This is a genomic window from Massilia sp. METH4 (assembly GCF_037094685.1).
Classification (GTDB): domain Bacteria; phylum Pseudomonadota; class Gammaproteobacteria; order Burkholderiales; family Burkholderiaceae_D; genus Rugamonas.
Genome location: NZ_CP146614.1, coordinates 2,100,153 through 2,115,291 on the forward strand (window position 1 = coordinate 2,100,153; position 15,139 = coordinate 2,115,291).

Annotated in this window: 16 protein-coding genes; 10 read left to right on the forward strand and 6 right to left on the reverse strand. The window is 66.9% G+C overall.

Annotated features, from left to right (window positions below; all coding sequences use genetic code 11):
* From gspI to V6Z91_RS09470, 10 genes are read left to right on the forward strand one after another with little or no spacing between them, the layout of a single operon-like run.
* Positions 1–372 carry a type II secretion system minor pseudopilin GspI gene (gene gspI, locus V6Z91_RS09425; protein ID WP_338769605.1) on the forward strand — a complete coding sequence of 124 codons (372 nt, stop codon included), beginning with the start codon at positions 1–3 and terminating at the stop codon, positions 370–372.
* Entirely contained in the window at positions 369–983 is a 615-nt protein-coding gene (locus tag V6Z91_RS09430; RefSeq protein WP_338769607.1) for a prepilin-type N-terminal cleavage/methylation domain-containing protein, read from the forward strand. The genes gspI and V6Z91_RS09430 overlap by 4 nt, the downstream gene beginning before the upstream one ends.
* The gene (gene gspK, locus V6Z91_RS09435) at positions 980–1,900 is read left to right on the forward strand and encodes a type II secretion system minor pseudopilin GspK (RefSeq protein WP_338769609.1); all 921 of its coding nucleotides are present in this window, start codon (positions 980–982) and stop codon (positions 1,898–1,900) included. The genes V6Z91_RS09430 and gspK overlap by 4 nt, the downstream gene beginning before the upstream one ends.
* Positions 1,901–1,915: 15 nt before the next feature.
* Positions 1,916–3,145: a type II secretion system protein GspL gene (gspL, locus tag V6Z91_RS09440; RefSeq protein WP_338769611.1), complete on the forward strand. Its 1,230-nt coding sequence runs from the start codon at positions 1,916–1,918 to the stop codon at positions 3,143–3,145.
* An 8-nt stretch (positions 3,146–3,153) separates the two neighbouring features.
* The gene (gene gspM / locus V6Z91_RS09445; RefSeq protein WP_338769613.1) at positions 3,154–3,672 is read left to right on the forward strand and encodes a type II secretion system protein GspM; all 519 of its coding nucleotides are present in this window, start codon (positions 3,154–3,156) and stop codon (positions 3,670–3,672) included.
* Positions 3,669–4,442 (forward strand): type II secretion system protein N, encoded by a 774-nt coding sequence (gene gspN / locus V6Z91_RS09450; RefSeq protein ID WP_338769615.1) that lies wholly within the window; start codon positions 3,669–3,671, stop codon positions 4,440–4,442. Before gspM ends, gspN begins: the two co-directional genes overlap by 4 nt.
* Positions 4,442–6,646, forward strand: a complete 2,205-nt coding sequence (gene gspD / locus V6Z91_RS09455; protein WP_338769617.1) for a type II secretion system secretin GspD — start codon at positions 4,442–4,444, stop codon at positions 6,644–6,646. The genes gspN and gspD overlap by 1 nt, the downstream gene beginning before the upstream one ends.
* Before the next feature lie 12 nt (positions 6,647–6,658).
* Positions 6,659–8,077: a type II secretion system ATPase GspE gene (gspE, locus tag V6Z91_RS09460; protein ID WP_338769619.1), complete on the forward strand. Its 1,419-nt coding sequence runs from the start codon at positions 6,659–6,661 to the stop codon at positions 8,075–8,077.
* A 16-nt stretch (positions 8,078–8,093) separates the two neighbouring features.
* Positions 8,094–9,314: a type II secretion system inner membrane protein GspF gene (gene gspF / locus V6Z91_RS09465; RefSeq protein ID WP_338769622.1), complete on the forward strand. Its 1,221-nt coding sequence runs from the start codon at positions 8,094–8,096 to the stop codon at positions 9,312–9,314.
* Between the two features lie 23 nt (positions 9,315–9,337).
* Complete coding sequence (locus tag V6Z91_RS09470; RefSeq protein ID WP_338769625.1) at positions 9,338–9,910, forward strand: type II secretion system protein N; 573 nt, start codon at positions 9,338–9,340, stop codon at positions 9,908–9,910.
* A gap of 85 nt (positions 9,911–9,995) precedes the next feature.
* On the opposite strand, the gene V6Z91_RS09475 is transcribed toward V6Z91_RS09470, so the two are convergent.
* The 6 genes from V6Z91_RS09475 to V6Z91_RS09500 form a co-directional block, all read right to left on the reverse strand.
* Positions 9,996–10,199, reverse strand: coding sequence for a hypothetical protein (locus V6Z91_RS09475; protein ID WP_338769628.1), 204 nt, complete (start codon positions 10,197–10,199; stop codon positions 9,996–9,998).
* A 9-nt stretch (positions 10,200–10,208) separates the two neighbouring features.
* Positions 10,209–11,558 (reverse strand): ATP-dependent protease ATPase subunit HslU, encoded by a 1,350-nt coding sequence (hslU, locus tag V6Z91_RS09480; protein ID WP_338769630.1) that lies wholly within the window; start codon positions 11,556–11,558, stop codon positions 10,209–10,211.
* Positions 11,559–11,568: 10 nt separating this feature from the next.
* Entirely contained in the window at positions 11,569–12,105 is a 537-nt protein-coding gene (gene hslV / locus V6Z91_RS09485; RefSeq protein WP_338769633.1) for an ATP-dependent protease subunit HslV, read from the reverse strand.
* Between the two features lie 91 nt (positions 12,106–12,196).
* Entirely contained in the window at positions 12,197–13,453 is a 1,257-nt protein-coding gene (locus tag V6Z91_RS09490) for a hypothetical protein (RefSeq protein ID WP_338769636.1), read from the reverse strand.
* Positions 13,454–13,545: 92 nt separating this feature from the next.
* Positions 13,546–13,986 (reverse strand): RNA polymerase-binding protein DksA, encoded by a 441-nt coding sequence (gene dksA / locus V6Z91_RS09495; RefSeq protein WP_338769639.1) that lies wholly within the window; start codon positions 13,984–13,986, stop codon positions 13,546–13,548.
* A 95-nt stretch (positions 13,987–14,081) separates the two neighbouring features.
* On the reverse strand, positions 14,082–15,137 hold the full coding sequence (locus tag V6Z91_RS09500) for a GTP-binding protein (protein ID WP_338769643.1): 1,056 nt from the start codon (positions 15,135–15,137) through the stop codon (positions 14,082–14,084).
* Between the last annotated feature and the right edge of the window lie 2 nt (positions 15,138–15,139).

A 15,139-nucleotide genomic window follows, 5' to 3' on the forward strand; every position in this document is an offset into this window, starting at 1 on the left:
ATGAACCGCAAGGCACAAGGCTTCACGCTGCTCGAAGTGCTGGTGGCGCTGTTCATCGTGGGCACCGCGCTGGTCGCGGCGCTGCAGGCGATCGGCAGCCTCACGCGCAACAGCGAAGGCCTGCGCACGAACATGATGGCCACCTGGTCGGCCGAAAACCGCCTGGTGCAGATCCGCCTCGCCAAGACCTTCCCCTCGGTCGGCAAGACCTCGTTCGCCTGCCCGCAGGGCGACCTGCAACTGCAGTGCGAGGAGGAAGTGATCCTGTCGCCCAACCCGCTGCTGCGGCGCGTGGAGGTGTCGGTCTACGACACGGCCCATCCCGAGCGCCGCATCATCAAGCTGGTACAGCTGGTGCTCAAGCAGATATGAAGCAGCGCGGATTCACGCTCATCGAACTGCTTGTGGCCATCACCGTGCTGGCCATCGTGGCCGTGCTGGGCTGGCGCGGGCTGGACAGCATCCTGCGCTCGCGCACTTCGCTGACGCAGCAAATGGAACACACGCGCGGCATCCAGCTTTCGTTCGCGCAAATGCAGAACGACCTGGAGCAGCTGGCCAGCCGGGATGATCTCGCGCAGCGCAAGAACCTGCAGGCGGACAACCAGCGGCTCGTGTTCGTGCGCACGCAGTCGCCCGATCATGGTCCCACGCAGCTGGTAGTGGTCAGCTACCGCCTGCGCGACGGCGTGCTGACGCGGCGCGAATCGGCAGCCACGCGCGACCTGGCGCAGCTCGACGTGCTGTGGCAGGTTGCCACGGCCGACTCCGACCCCGGGCCAAGCGTCGCCCTGCAGGCCGGCGTGTCGAGCATGAACGTGCGCCTGTGGGTAAACGGTGCCTGGGTCGCGCCATCGAACGGCAGCAGCACCGGCAGCACGGGCAGCACGACCAACGCTGACCCGACCGGGCTGGAAATGTCGCTGCAATTGACGAACGAACCGAACCCGATGGTGAAGGTACTGCTGCTGGGGGATGCATGAAGCGTGGCCTGAAGCGCCAGCGCGGCGTCGCCGTCGTTACCGCGCTGCTCCTCACGACGCTGGCGGTGACGATCGTGGCGAGCCTGTTCTGGCAGCAGCAGGTGCAGGTGCGCTCGGTGGAAAACCAGCGCTTGCACCTGCAGACGCGCTGGATCCTGCGCGGCGCGCTGGACTGGGCGCGGCTGATCCTGCGGCAGGATGGCCTGGACAACCCGAGCGTCACGCGTGCCGATGGGGTATGGGCCACGCCGCTGGCGGAAACGCGCCTCGATCAATACGTGGAGCGCGAACGGGTCGAAGGCGAGGACTACGACGCGACATTGCAGGGCCAGATTGTCGATGCGCAGTCGCGTTACAATCTGTCGAATCTGGCCGACCGGGCCGGCGCGATCGACCAGAAGGAAACCAGGGCGTTCCAGCAGTTGCTGACCTTGTTGCAGCTGGACGGCAACCTGGCGCAGGCGGCGGCGCAGCAGGTGGCGAAGGCGGCGCAGGCCAAGGCGCAGCAGGGAAGCAGTGCGCCGATGCCGGTGCAGCGCCTGGAAGACTTGCTGGTGGCGGGCTTCCCGCAGGCCGCCGTCGAACGCTTGCGCGAATACGTGGTCGTGCTGCCGCGCGGCCAGGGCGTGAATCTGAATACCGCGCCGGCCGAGGTGATCGCGGCGCTCTTCGAGGGCATGCCGCTGTCCGAAGCGCAGTCGGCGGTCACCAGGCGGAAGGGAGCGCCGATCATGAATGCCGCCGACATCGCGGGCAGCCATGCCGTACTGGGGCTGGCAGCCGCGCGCAGCGACTACTTCCTGGTGCTGAGCCAGGTGCGACTGGATCGGGCCGCGCTCGAATCATGGGCGCTGATCAAGCGCGAGTCCCAGCAGGACGGATATCGGACCAGCCTCGTGTGGATCCGGGAAATCTAAGGAAAGCAAACCGTTTTGACGACACTCTACATAAGCTATCCGGCCCGCGCGGCGGCGGCCGATGCCGGCTCCACGTGCACGTATGCGCAGGTGGGCGATGGCGGCAACATCATGCAGCAGGGCGCCGGCGCCCTGGGCAAGCTGGGCGACCTCGTCTCCGCGAGCCGCAAGGTGGTGCTGCTGCTGGCAGCGGCCGACGTGACCCTGCTGCGCGTGGCGGTGCCGCCGCTTTCCGGTGCCCGGCTGAAGGCAGCCGTTCCCAACCTGGTCGAGGAGCATCTGCTGGGCGATCCGGCCGATTGCGTGTTCGCGCTCGGTCCGCCGCAGGCCGGCAGCACGGAACGCACGGTGGCCGTGGTGCAGCGCGCCTGGCTCGACGTGCTGGTGAAGGCGCTGGTGCAGCAGGGCGCCCGCGCGGTGACCGCCATGCCGGCGCAACTGTGCCTGCCGCTCGCACCCGGTGGCGTGTCCGCCGCGCTCGTCAACGACGAGGGCGGCCTGGAGCTGGCCCTGCGCACAGGCCAGTACGAGGGCATGGGCCTGGCGCTGCCGGCGCAACCGGAAGCGGCGCTGCAAGCCGTGCGCGCGCTGGCCGGTGAAGCGCCCGTCACACTGTACGTGCCGGCCGCGCAGCGCGCGCAGTATGACGCGCTGCTGCCCACCGTGGCGGGCGTCACGCTGGAAGAAGAGCATTGGGCGCACCGGGTCGCCGCTGCCAAGGCGGTGCAACTCGACCTGGCGGCCGGGCTGGCCGCCGCGAGCGGCGCGCGCGCCCAGGCGTGGAAGCGCTGGCGCTGGCCGCTGCGCCTCGCGCTGCTGGCGGTACTGGTCAATATCGTGGCCCTGAACGTGGAATGGCTGCGCATGAAGCGCGAGGCCGATGTGCTGCGCCAGTCGATGGTGCAAATCTTCCGCGGGGCGTATCCGAACGAGAAGGTGGTGCTCGATCCGGCGGCCCAGATGCGCGCCAATATCGCGCGCGCCAAGGCGGGCAGCGGCGCCACGGCACCGGATGAATTCACGGCGCTGGCCGCCGCGTTCGGCGAAGCGCTGGGAGCGCTGCCACGGCGCGACATCGTGGCCGGCCTCGAGTACCGCGAGCGCGCACTCGTCGTGCGCCTGAAGCCGGGCAGCGTCGACGGCACGGCGCTGCAGCAGATACAGGCGCAACTGGCGCCGCGTGGCGTGGCGGTGACGGAAACCGGGTCCGGAGTATGGCAATTGCGTGGGAGTGGCAAATCGTGAGCAAGGCAATGAGTGGACTGGCTGGCGCGCGCGCCTCGGCCGCGGCGTTCTGGGGCGCGCGCACCGAACAGGAACGCCGCTTCCTCACGGTGGGCGGCATCGTCGTCGGCCTGGCGCTGGTGTATGCGGTGCTGATCGACCCGGCATTGACGAGCCGCGAACGGCTGCGCAAGGAATTGCCCCAGCTGCGCCAGGAAGCCGCGCAAATGCAGGCCCTGGCTACGCAGGCCGCGCAACTGGGCGCGCGGCCGCCCGTGCAGGTGCAGCCGCTGTCGCGCGAAGCCTTGAACGCCGCGCTGGCCGCGCGCGGCCTGACGGCGCAGAACCTGACCGTGACGGGTGACTACGTGAAGGTCGAATTCAAGGGCGTGCAGTTCGCCGGCCTCGTCACCTGGCTCGATGCCGCGCGGCGCGAAGAACGGCTGGCGGTGCAGGAGGCGAAGATCGGTGCCGCCGAGGGCAAGGGCGAGGGCGCGGGCCTCGTCGACGCGGCCCTGACGTTGCGCCAGGAGGCGGGCAACCGATGAAGCGCGCCATCCTGTGGCTGCTGGCCATCGCCGTGACGGTCATCCTCACGCTGCTCGTGTTCTTCCCCGCCACCTGGGTCGCCGCGCTGGTGGAGAAACAGACCGGCGGCCGGCTCACGCTGGGCGATGCGCAAGGCACGCTGTGGCGCGGCTCCGCCTTCGTGGGCGGCGCGGCCAGCGGCAACAGCCCCGTCACGCCGCTGTTGCCGGGGCGGTTCGCCTGGAAGCTGTCGCCGCTGTCCCTGCTGGGCAGCGTGCGCATGGAACTGGACAATCCGGAAGCGCTGACGCAGCCGGTCACCTTCACCGGCAGCTGGACGGCCTGGCAACTGAGCCCGGCGGCCCTGAAGCTGCCGGCCGATGGCCTGTCGGGCCTGGGCGCGCCCCTGAACACGCTGGCGCTGTCGGGCCGGCTGCAACTGGCGTGGACGTCGCTGGCGCTCGCGCTGGAAAACAAGAATATCCTGGTGGACGGCGTGACCACCCTGCAGATGCACGACGTGTCGTCGCGCCTGGCACCGATCAAGCCTCTGGGCAGCTACCAGCTGGCGCTGGACTGGAAGGGCCAGCAGGCCGCCGTCGCGCTCAGCTCCACGAAGGGCCCCCTGCTGCTGTCCGGCACCGGCCAGCTGCGCAACGGGCGCCTGCAATTCTCCGGCCAGGCCGCTGCGGCCCCCGGCTATGAAGACACCCTGGGCAACCTGCTCAACCTGCTGGGCCAGCGCCGCAATGTGGGCGGCAAAAACATCATCGCACTCGAGTTCAGATAATGAAAACTGCAAGCCAATTTCAACTTCCCGCGCTGCGGCGCCTGTCCGCCGCCGCGCTGCTGTGCTGCACCCTGTCGACGTCTGTCGGACCCGCCTGGGCCGCGCCGCAGGATGAAGCCGCGCTGAACTTCGTCGGTGCCGATATCGAGTCCGTCATCAAGGCGGTCGGGCATTACACCAACATCACCTTCCTGATCGACCCGCGCGTGAAGGGCACGATCACGCTGGTGTCGGAAAAATCGATCAGCAAGTCGCAGGCGTTCGCGCTGCTCACTTCCGCGCTGCGCCTGCAGGGCTATGCGATCGTCAGCGGCGACGGCTACGCGAAGGTGGTGCCGGAAGCGGAAGCGAAGCTGCAGGCCACGCCCACCGTGGTGAAGGGCCAGGCCGCGCCGAAGGGAGACCAGATCGCCACCCAGGTGTTCCAGCTCAATCACGAGTCGGCCACCAACCTCGTCGCCGTGCTGCGCCCGCTGATCTCCACCAACAACACGATCAACGCGAATCCCGGCAACAACACGCTGGTGATCACCGACTATGCCGACAACCTGAAGCGCCTGTCGAAGATCATCTCGGCAATGGACACGCCGGCGGCGGCCGACATGGACGTGATCCCGGTGCGCAATGCGATCGCCAGCGACATCGCGTCGATGATCAACAAGCTGATGGAGTCCGGCACGGGTGGCGGCAGCGATGCCGGCGGGCGCGTCTCCGTGCTGGCCGACCCGCGCACCAATTCGCTGGTGCTGCGCGCGCCATCGGTGGCGCGCGCCAACCTGGCGCGCCAGCTGATCGCCAAGCTGGACATGCCGACTTCGCAGTCGGGCAACGTGCACGTGGTGTACCTGAAGAACGCCGATGCCACGCAGCTGGCGGAAACGCTGCGCGCCGTGATGTCGGGCGAGACGCCGGCCGCCGGCACGTCCGGCAACGCGCTGAACAACCAGGCGACGATGCAGACGGGGGCCAACAATTCGATCGGCCAGTCCGGCACTTCGCAGAACAATTCCGGGCCGACCAACCCGCTGCTGACGGCCAACCGCAGCGGCACGCAGCAGGGCACGACGGCCGGTTCGGCGGGCTTCATCCAGGCCGATGCCTCGACCAATACGTTGATCATCACGGCGCCGGAAACGGTCTACCGCAACCTGCGCGCCGTGATCGACCAGCTCGACGTGCGGCGCGCCCAGGTCTACATCGAAGCGCTGATCGTCGAGGTATCGGTCGACAAGGCGTCGGAATTCGGCGTGCAGTGGGTGGGCGCCTCCGGCAACAGCAACAGCGAATACCGCATCGGCGGCCTGCAGTCATTCTCCAGCGGCGGCAACAACCTCGTCAACGTGTACAACGGCGACGCGGTGCCCAGCAACGGCCTGACCATCGGTATCTTCAAGCAGCTGGCCGATGGCAAGTTCGGCCTGGGCGCCGTGGCCCATACGCTGGAATCGACCGGCAGCGGCAACATCCTGTCGACGCCGAACATGATCACGCTGGACAACGAGGTGGCCACGATCCGCGTGGGCCAGAACGTGCCGATCCTGACCGGCCAGTACACCACCACCTCGGGTACCGCCACCAACCCGTTCCAGACCATCGACCGCAAGGACGTCGGCCTGATCCTGAAGGTGAAGCCGCAGATCTCCGAGGGCGGCACGATCAAGCTGGCGATCTACAACGAGTCGTCGTCGGTGGACCAGTCCTCGAGTTCGTCCACGTCGGGCATCATCCTGAACACCCGCGTCATCGAGAACAATGTGATCGCCGACGATGGCCAGGTCATCGTGCTGGGCGGCCTGATCGAGGATACCGCGTCCGACGGCGTGGAAAAGGTGCGCGGCCTGGGCGACATTCCCGTGCTGGGCAACCTGTTCAAGTACAACACGCGGGCCCGCAAGAAAACCAACCTGATGGTGTTCCTGCGCCCGGTCGTCATCCGCAACAAGGAGCAGAGCATGAGCCTGGCCGCGGACCGCTACGACTACATGCGCGCTTCCGGCGCCGAGTTCAAGCCGAGCGACACGATCCTGCTGCGCCAGCTGGGCGGGCCGCAGCTGCCGGCGCTGAACAATGGCGTACCGGTCGGTTCGCCGAACGTGGCGGCACCGGTGCCGCCGGCACCGGCCCCGACGCCGGCGCAGGCACCGGGCGCGGCACAGCCGGTGCAGGTACCGGGCGCGGCACAGCCGGTGCCGCAGCAGCAATGACGGTAAGCGATCATGGATAACCTTCTTCCCTACGCCTTTGCGCGCGATTTCCTCGTGTTGGCCAAAGGCGGCGAACGCGACGGCACCGTCGAGGTGCTGGTGTCGAACGCCACCGCGCCCGCGGCGCTGGCCGAGGTGTCGCGCCGTTTCGGCCGCATCCAGTTGAAACCCGTGCCGCGGGCCGAGCTCGAGGAGGCGATCGCCGCCGCCTATGCGGGCGCCGGCGGCGACGTAGCCCAGGTGGCCGATGAATTCGACAGCGACCTCGATCTCACGCGGCTCTTGCAGGACGTGCCGGCGATCGAGGACCTGCTGGAATCGTCGGACGACGCGCCGGTGATCCGCATGATCAATGCGCTGCTCACGCAGGCATTGCGCGAGGGCGCGTCGGACATCCATGTGGAACCGTTCGAGCAGATATCCGTCGTGCGTTTTCGCATCGACGGTGCGCTGCGCGACATCGTCAAGCCGCGCAAGGCCATCCATGGCTCGCTGATTTCGCGCATCAAGATCATGGCCCAGCTGGACATCGCCGAAAAGCGCCTGCCGCAGGATGGCCGCATCACGCTGCGCGTGGGCGGCAAGCCGGTGGACGTGCGCGTTTCCACGCTGCCGACCGGCCACGGCGAACGCGCCGTGCTGCGATTGCTGGACAAGGAAGCGGGCCGCCTGGACTTGCAGCACCTGGGCATGAGCGAGCCGATGCTGGCGCAGTTCAACGAGCTGATCGCGCAGCCGCACGGCATCGTGCTGGTCACCGGGCCCACCGGTTCCGGCAAGACCACCACGCTGTATGCGGCGCTGTCGCTGCTGAACTCGACGACCACGAACATCCTCACCGTCGAGGACCCGATCGAATACGACCTGGCCGGCGTGGGCCAGACGCAAGTCAATGCGCGCATCGACATGACGTTCGCGAAAGCCCTGCGCGCGATCCTGCGCCAGGACCCGGACGTGATCATGATCGGCGAGATCCGCGACCTGGAAACGGCGCAGATCGCCGTGCAGGCGTCGCTGACGGGCCACCTGGTGCTGGCGACCTTGCACACCAACGATTCGGCATCGGCCGTGACGCGTTTGCTGGACATGGGCATCGAGCCGTTCCTGCTGTCGTCGTCGCTGCTGGGCGTCCTGGCGCAGCGGCTGGTGCGCAAGCTGTGTGCGGAGTGCAAATCCTTCGACGGGCAGCAGTGGCATGCCGTCGGCTGCGATGCCTGCGGCCAGACGGGCTACCATGGCCGCGTGGGCATCTACGAGCTGCTGCAGACCACGGAGCGCATCCGCGCGCAGATCCATGACCGCGCCTCCGAGGCCGAGATCAAGGACACGGCGCTGGCCGACGGCATGACGACGATGCGCGACGATGGCGAGCGCTGGCTGGCGGATGGCACCACCACGCTGGCCGAGCTGCTGCGCGTGGCGAAGGACTAGCATGGGGAGCAACTGAGTGCCGGCATTCCGATACGAAGCCGTCGACGCGGGCGGCGCCACCAGGAAGGGTGTCGTCAACGCCGACAGCCCGCGCGCGGCGCGCGCCGACCTGCGAGCGCAGGGTCTCGTGCCCATCAAGGTCGATACCATCGCGGCGCAAGTGGATGCGGGCGGTTCGGCGCTGCGGCGCGGGCTGGGCGAAAAACTGTCGACCACCGAGCTGGCACTGTTCACGCGCCAGCTGGCCAGCCTGCTGGAAGCGGGCCTGCCGCTCGAGCAGGCCTTCACGGCCCTGCTGGAACAGGCCGAGCGGCCATATGTGCGTGACCTGGTCGCCTCGATCCGCTCGGAAGTGATCGGCGGCGCCGCGCTGTCCGACGTGCTGGGCCGGCACCCGCGCGATTTCGCCGAGATCTACCGCGCCCTGGTGGCGTCGGGCGAACAGATCGGCCAGCTGTCGCGCGTGCTGGCACGGCTGGCGGACTACATCGAGCGGCGCAACGCGCTGGTGCAGAAGGTGCGCCTGGCGTTCACGTATCCTGCCATCGTGACCGTGGTCGCGTTCGCGATCGTGATCTTCCTGCTCACCTATGTGGTGCCGCAGATCGTCTCGGTGTTTTCGAACACCAAGCAGAAGCTGCCGCTGCTCACGGTGATCATGCTGGCCGTGTCGGACTTCGTGCGCAATTACGGGCTGGTCGTGCTGGTGCTGCTGGTTGGGGCATGGTTCGGCTGGCGCCGCGCCTTGCAGAACATCGCGCTGAAAACGCGCTGGCATACGTGGCTGCTCACCGCCCCACTGTACGGCAAGTTCGAGCGCAGCCTGAACACGTCGCGCTTTGCCAGCACGCTGGCGATCACCACCGGTTCCGGCGTGCCGATCCTGCGCGCGCTGGAAACGAGCCGGGATACGTTGTCGAACGTGGCCATGCGCCAGCTCGTGGAAGAAGCCAGCGACGCCGTTCGCGAGGGCGTGAGCCTGGCGCGGGCGCTGTCGGCCCAGAAGCACTTTCCGCCGATGCTGATCCACATGATCCGCGCCGGCGAGATCACCGGCGAACTGCCGGCCATGCTGGAGCGCGCCGCGGCGGCGCAAGAGGCCGACCTGGAGCGCCGCACGCTGACGATCGCCGGGTTGCTGGAGCCGGCGCTGATTCTCGCCATGGGTGTCGTGGTGCTGCTGATCGTGTTGGCGGTGCTGATGCCGATCATCGAGATCAACCAGCTGGTGCGTTGAGCCCTCATTCCCTAAAAATGCACATGAACCGATTACCCTATCTGGCAACCCTGGCCGCCGTGGTGGCGCTGACCGCCTCCACCGCCTACTGGGCGCTGCAATTGTTCAAGCCGCCGCAGCGGCCGATCGCCGCGGTGGCGATGCAGGAACCCCCGCCGCCGCCGATCGAAGCCGCGCTGGGATTGTTCGGCGGCCAGGCGACCGTCGCGACGCCCAGCGTGTACGAGCTGCGCGGCGTCGTGGCGGCCCGCGACGGCCGCGGCAGCGTCGCCATCATCGCGGCCAACGGCGAGACGCCGAAGGCCTATCCGGTCGGCAAGGAACTGGCGCCGGGCGTGACGGTGCACGACGTGCAGCCGCGCCACGCGATCCTGCTGGACGGCGGCGTGCAGAAGCGGCTGGACCTGTTGCCCGATGCGGGCATGTCGTCGACGACGGCGGCGCCGTTGCCGCCCGTGAACCGGGCCGCGCCGCCACCGCCCGCACCGTCGCCCACGCCGATGGTCGCGCCGCCGGCCGGCACGCCGGTCGGGCCGCCGGGGCAGCCGGCGCCGGTGCAGGTCGCGCCGGCTCAGCAGCCGACCACATCGCGATAAAAAAATTGCCGGGAAAATGGGGTACGTCCCCATTTTCCCGGCAATGTTTCCTGAAAAATGGGGACGTACCCCATTTTCAAGGCAACTATTCCTCTGGTTCCGGCTTCAGCTTCGCTTTCGCGATGGCGCGCTTGGCGGCCTGGCGCTCGGCGGACTTGCTGCGCTCGTGCGGGCCGGCCGCGCGCGCCTTCGCCAGCGCGGCGAAAGGATTGCGCGGCTTGCTGAACGATTGCGACGGCTCGACACGGATGCGCATCTTCTGCCGGGTTGCCAGGGCCTTGTTTGCCATAGTCGGTGGTTACAGCACGTAGCGCGACAGGTCTTCGTTGACGGACAGCGCTTCCAGGCGCTGGTTCACATAGTCTGCATCGATGACGATGTGCTTGTCGCTCGCGTTGTCGCCCGCCGCCGTGGCCGAGAACGAAATCTCTTCCAGCAGCTTTTCCATCACCGTGTAGAGGCGGCGCGCGCCGATGTTCTCGGTACGCTCGTTGACCTGGTAGGAGATCTCGGCCAGGCGCGTCACCCCCGCCGGCGCGAATTCCAGCTGCACGCCTTCGGTGGCCAGCAAGGCCTGGTATTGCGTCGTCAGGCAAGCGTCGGTGCTCGTCAGGATGCGTTCGAAGTCGGCGATCGACAGCGATTCCAGTTCCACGCGGATCGGGAAGCGCCCCTGCAGTTCCGGGATCAGGTCCGAGGGCTTGGCCAGGTGGAAGGCGCCGGAGGCGATGAACAGGATGTGGTCGGTCTTGATCATGCCGTACTTCGTGTTCACCGTGGTGCCCTCGACGAGCGGCAGCAGGTCGCGCTGCACGCCGGCGCGCGACACGTCGGCCCCGCCCATTTCGGAGCGCGATGCGATCTTGTCGATCTCGTCCAGGAACACGATGCCGTTCTGTTCCACGTTCTGGATTGCCTTCTGCTTCATCTCGTCTTCGTTGACGAGCTTGGCGGCTTCCTCGTCGACGAGCAGCTTCATCGCCTCGCGGATCCTGATCTTGCGGGGTTTTTTCCGGCCGCCGCCCACGCCGGCGAACATCGACTTGATCTGCTCGGTCATCTCTTCCATGCCGGGCGGCGCCATGATTTCCATCTGCGGCGCCTGTTCGGCCAGTTCGATCTCGATTTCCTTGTCGTCCAGGTCACCCTGGCGCAGGCGCTTGCGGAAGGTCTGGCGCGTGGTGTCCTTCTCGGCCGGCGCCTCGGCGCTTGCATCGCGGAAGCCGAAATCGCGCGGCGGCGGCAGCAGGATGTCGAGCACGCGGTCTTCGGCCGCATCCTCGGCACGTGCGCGCACCTTGGCCATCTCGGCCTGGCGGGTCTGCTTCACGCCGATGTCGATCAGGTCGCGGATGATCGTGTCCACGTCGCGGCCCACATAGCCCACCTCGGTAAACTTGGTGGCTTCCACCTTGATGAAGGGGGCGTCGGCCAGCTTGGCCAGGCGGCGCGCGATCTCGGTCTTGCCCACGCCGGTCGGACCGATCATCAGGATGTTCTTCGGGGTGATCTCGTGGCGCAGCGGTTCGGCGACCTGCTGGCGGCGCCAGCGGTTGCGCAGGGCGATCGCGACAGCCTTCTTCGCCTTGGCCTGGCCGACAACGTGCTTGTCCAGTTCCCCGACGATTTCCTGTGGTGTCATGTTCATATGTGGTCCGTTAGTCCAGCGTTTCGATGATGTGGGACAGGTTCGTATAAATGCACAGTTCGCCCGCGATCGTCAGCGATTTCTTCACGATCTCGGCGGGCGCCAGTTCGGTGTTCTCGAACAGCGCCTTGGCTGCCGACTGCGCGTACACGCCGCCGGAGCCGATCGCGCCGATGCCGTCTTCCGGTTCCAGCACGTCGCCATTGCCGGTGATGATCAGGGTCGATTGGGCGTCGGCGACGAGCAGCATCGCTTCCAGCCGGCGCAGCACGCGGTCGGTGCGCCAGTCCTTCGCCATCTCGACGGAAGCGCGCAGCAGGTTGCCCTGGTGTTTTTCCAGCTTGGCTTCGAAGCGGTCCAGCAGCGTGAAGGCATCGGCCGTGCCGCCGGCGAAGCCGCACAGGACCTTGCCCTGATACAGTTTGCGCACCTTGCGGGCCGAGCCCTTCATGACGATATTGCCCAGCGTGACCTGACCGTCGCCCCCCAGCGCGACCTGGTTGCCGCGCCGGACGGAGAGGATGGTGGTGCCGTGAAATTGTTCCATAATTGCCTCAAGTAATGACGCCAGCCGCGAAAGTGGGGCTGGTTTAAAAAATTGCAAGGCGGATAAATTTCAGCAGGCCGTGGGCGATGCGTCAATACCGCCGCGGCACGAGCCGCGCCGCGGCGCCCGCGCCCAGCAGGTGCAGCAGGGCCGCCACCGGATGATTCAGCTCGCGCAATTCGATGCGCTGGGCGTGACATTGCTGCAACAGCGTCAGCAGTCGCCCGGCCGCCGCGTAATCGATCCGTGCCAGGTGCGAGCAGTCGAACACGGGAGCAGGGGAGTGCGCCGCGTAGGCGGCGATGCCGGCCCAGGCTTCCCCGGCATCGCCTTCGATCGCGCGCGGCAGCAGGTAGCGCTCGGCCGCCGGTGCCGCCGCTTCGCGCGGCGCGATGGCGATCTTGCCCGGGGCGGTGAACGGCGGGGGCGGCACCGCGAACGTCAACCCGTAATCCGTGGCGGCTTCGTTGAATTCCTTCTCGCGGTTCCCGAGGCGCAACAGCTCGAGCAGCAGCCATGGCCCTTCGCCCTCGTCGCGGCGGCCGACATCGATGCTTGCGCGCAGGTGGGCCAGCAATTCCTCCGTGCCCACGAGGACCAGGCTGCGGCCGTGCTGCACATGCCGCAGCGTGTCATGCAGCAGGGCGCACCCTTCCGGCTCGACACTGCCGAGGCGGGAAAAATCGAGCCGCAGCAGCGCGGTATCGGCGGCCCCGGCGGCTGTGCCGGCGCTGTGCGCGGTAGCAGCGTCCAATACTCCGGTGAGCGTGACGGTCGGGATCACGCCGCTGTCCTCGCCGGCATCGTTCGCCAAGGCCGGGTTCCAGGGCGGCGGCGCGGTGTCGAAGGTGCTGGCGTAATCGATGGCGAGGCTGTCGAACGCCTCTTGCCGGCCCAGCAGCTGGCAGAGGTCGAGCAGCATCCACCAGGCGGTACGATCGGGCGTGGGGCGGGCGGCGACGGCATCGGCCAGCAGGCGGCATGCTTCATCGGCCTGGCCGTTGGCATACAGGATCGCCGCTTCCTCGACGGCGGGCGCGCTTTCGGCGGCCGGCTCCTCTTCCAGCACTTCGGTTGGGGGGCCTTCCTCCGGTGCGGCGGCGACAGGCTTGCGGGGCGGCCGGCGGAACGCGGGCTCGTCGAACATATCGGCCGCCATCGCGGCTTCGATCGCATCGATCTTCAGCACGATGGCACGCGCGCTGTCGCGCTGCTCGCCCTGGCGTTCCAGCGACCGGCCACGCAGCGATGTATCGTGCTGGAGCTCGCTCTCCGCGGCCAGCCGGGCGTAGGCCTCGTCATCCTCGACGGCGGGTTTGTCTTTGCGGAATAGGGAAAAGAGACCCATCCTCCCAGTCTACCCGATGAGCCAGCCGAAGCCTGGTCCCGCAGAAAGCAAAAAAGCATGCCGCGGCATGCTTTTTCGGGAGTGGAGGCGGCTTAGTCGCCGTACAGTTTCTGCTTCAATTCGCGGCGCTGCTGGGCTTCCAGCGACAGCGTGGCCGTCGGGCGCGCGATCAGGCGGGGAATGCCGATCGGCTCGCCGGTTTCTTCGCACCAGCCGTATTCGCCGTTCTCGATCGCCACCAGCGATTGCTGCACTTTCTTGAGCAGCTTGCGCTCGCGGTCGCGCGTGCGCAATTCCAGCGCGTGCTCTTCCTCGATGGTGGCGCGATCCGCCGGGTCGGGCACCAGCACCGTTTCGCGCAGGTGTTCGGTGGTCTCGCCGGCGTTTTTCAGCAATTCCTTTTCCAGGGCTTGCAGCTTCGCCTTGAAGAACGCCTGTTGCGCCGGATTCATGTAGTCCTTGTCGCTCATCGCGAGGATTTCTTCTTCGGTGAGGATAGGCGCTTCCGCGGGGGTCTTATTTGTTTTGGTCATGACTTCGCTTACCTTCGATACGACAGAGTTTTCAAATTCCAGCCGGGAGGCCGCAAGGCCTGGACCGGGCGCGGCCCCACAAAAACGGGGTTAGTTTATACCAAACATTGTTCCAAACCGCGAATAAAGATGTCTTTTGGCAGATTTTTGCCGATAAACACCATCTTGCTGCCGCGCACGTCGTTCTCGCCCCATTTGGCTCCCAGGTCGCTTCCCATCAACTGGTGCACGCCCTGGAACACGACCTTCCGTTCGGCGCCCTGCATCCACAATACGCCTTTGTAGCGCAACATGCGAGGACCGTAGACATTGACAAGCCCGCCCAGGAATTCGTCCAGCTTGGCCGGGTCGAAGGGACGATCGCTCTTGAACGCGAATGCGGCGATCTCGTCCGTATGGTGGGCGTGATGGTGTCCGTGATGGTGGCTCGGGTGATCGCAATGTTCACCATGCTCGTGGTCATGATCATGGTGGTGCTCGTGGTCGTGGTCCTCGGCGGCCAGGAAGTCAGGATCGATTTCCAGCTTCTCGTTCAGGTTGAAGCCCTTCAGGTCGAGCACCTCGGTGATCGGCGCATTGCCGAAGTCCGAGTGGCCGATCGGCGCGCGCGGGTTGATCCGTTTCAGGCGCGCCGTCAGCGCTTCGATGGCGGCGGGGTCGACCAGGTCGGTCTTCGACAGCAGGATCTTGTCCGCGAAGCCCACCTGGCGCTGTGCCTCCTCGTTGGCATCGAGCTGCTGCATGGCATGGCGCGCGTCCACCACGGTCACGATCGCATCGAGCAGGTAGTGGCTGCCCACTTCCTCGTCGATGAAGAAGGTTTGCGCGACGGGGCCGGGATTGGCGAGACCGGTGGTTTCGATCACGACGCGGTCAAAGGCGATCTCGCCGGCCGCGCGTTTTTTCGCCAGGTCCGACAGGCCGATGATCAGGTCGCCCCGCACGGTGCAGCAAATGCAGCCGTTATTCATTTCCACGATCTGCTCGCGGCTTTCCTGCACCAGGATTTCATTGTCGATGTTTTCCTGGCCGAACTCGTTCTCGATCACGGCAATGCGCATGCCGTGCTGTTCGCGCAGGATGCGGTTCAGCAGCGTGGTTTTGCCGGCGCCCAGGAAGCCGGTCAGGATGGTGGTCGGAATCAGGGACATGT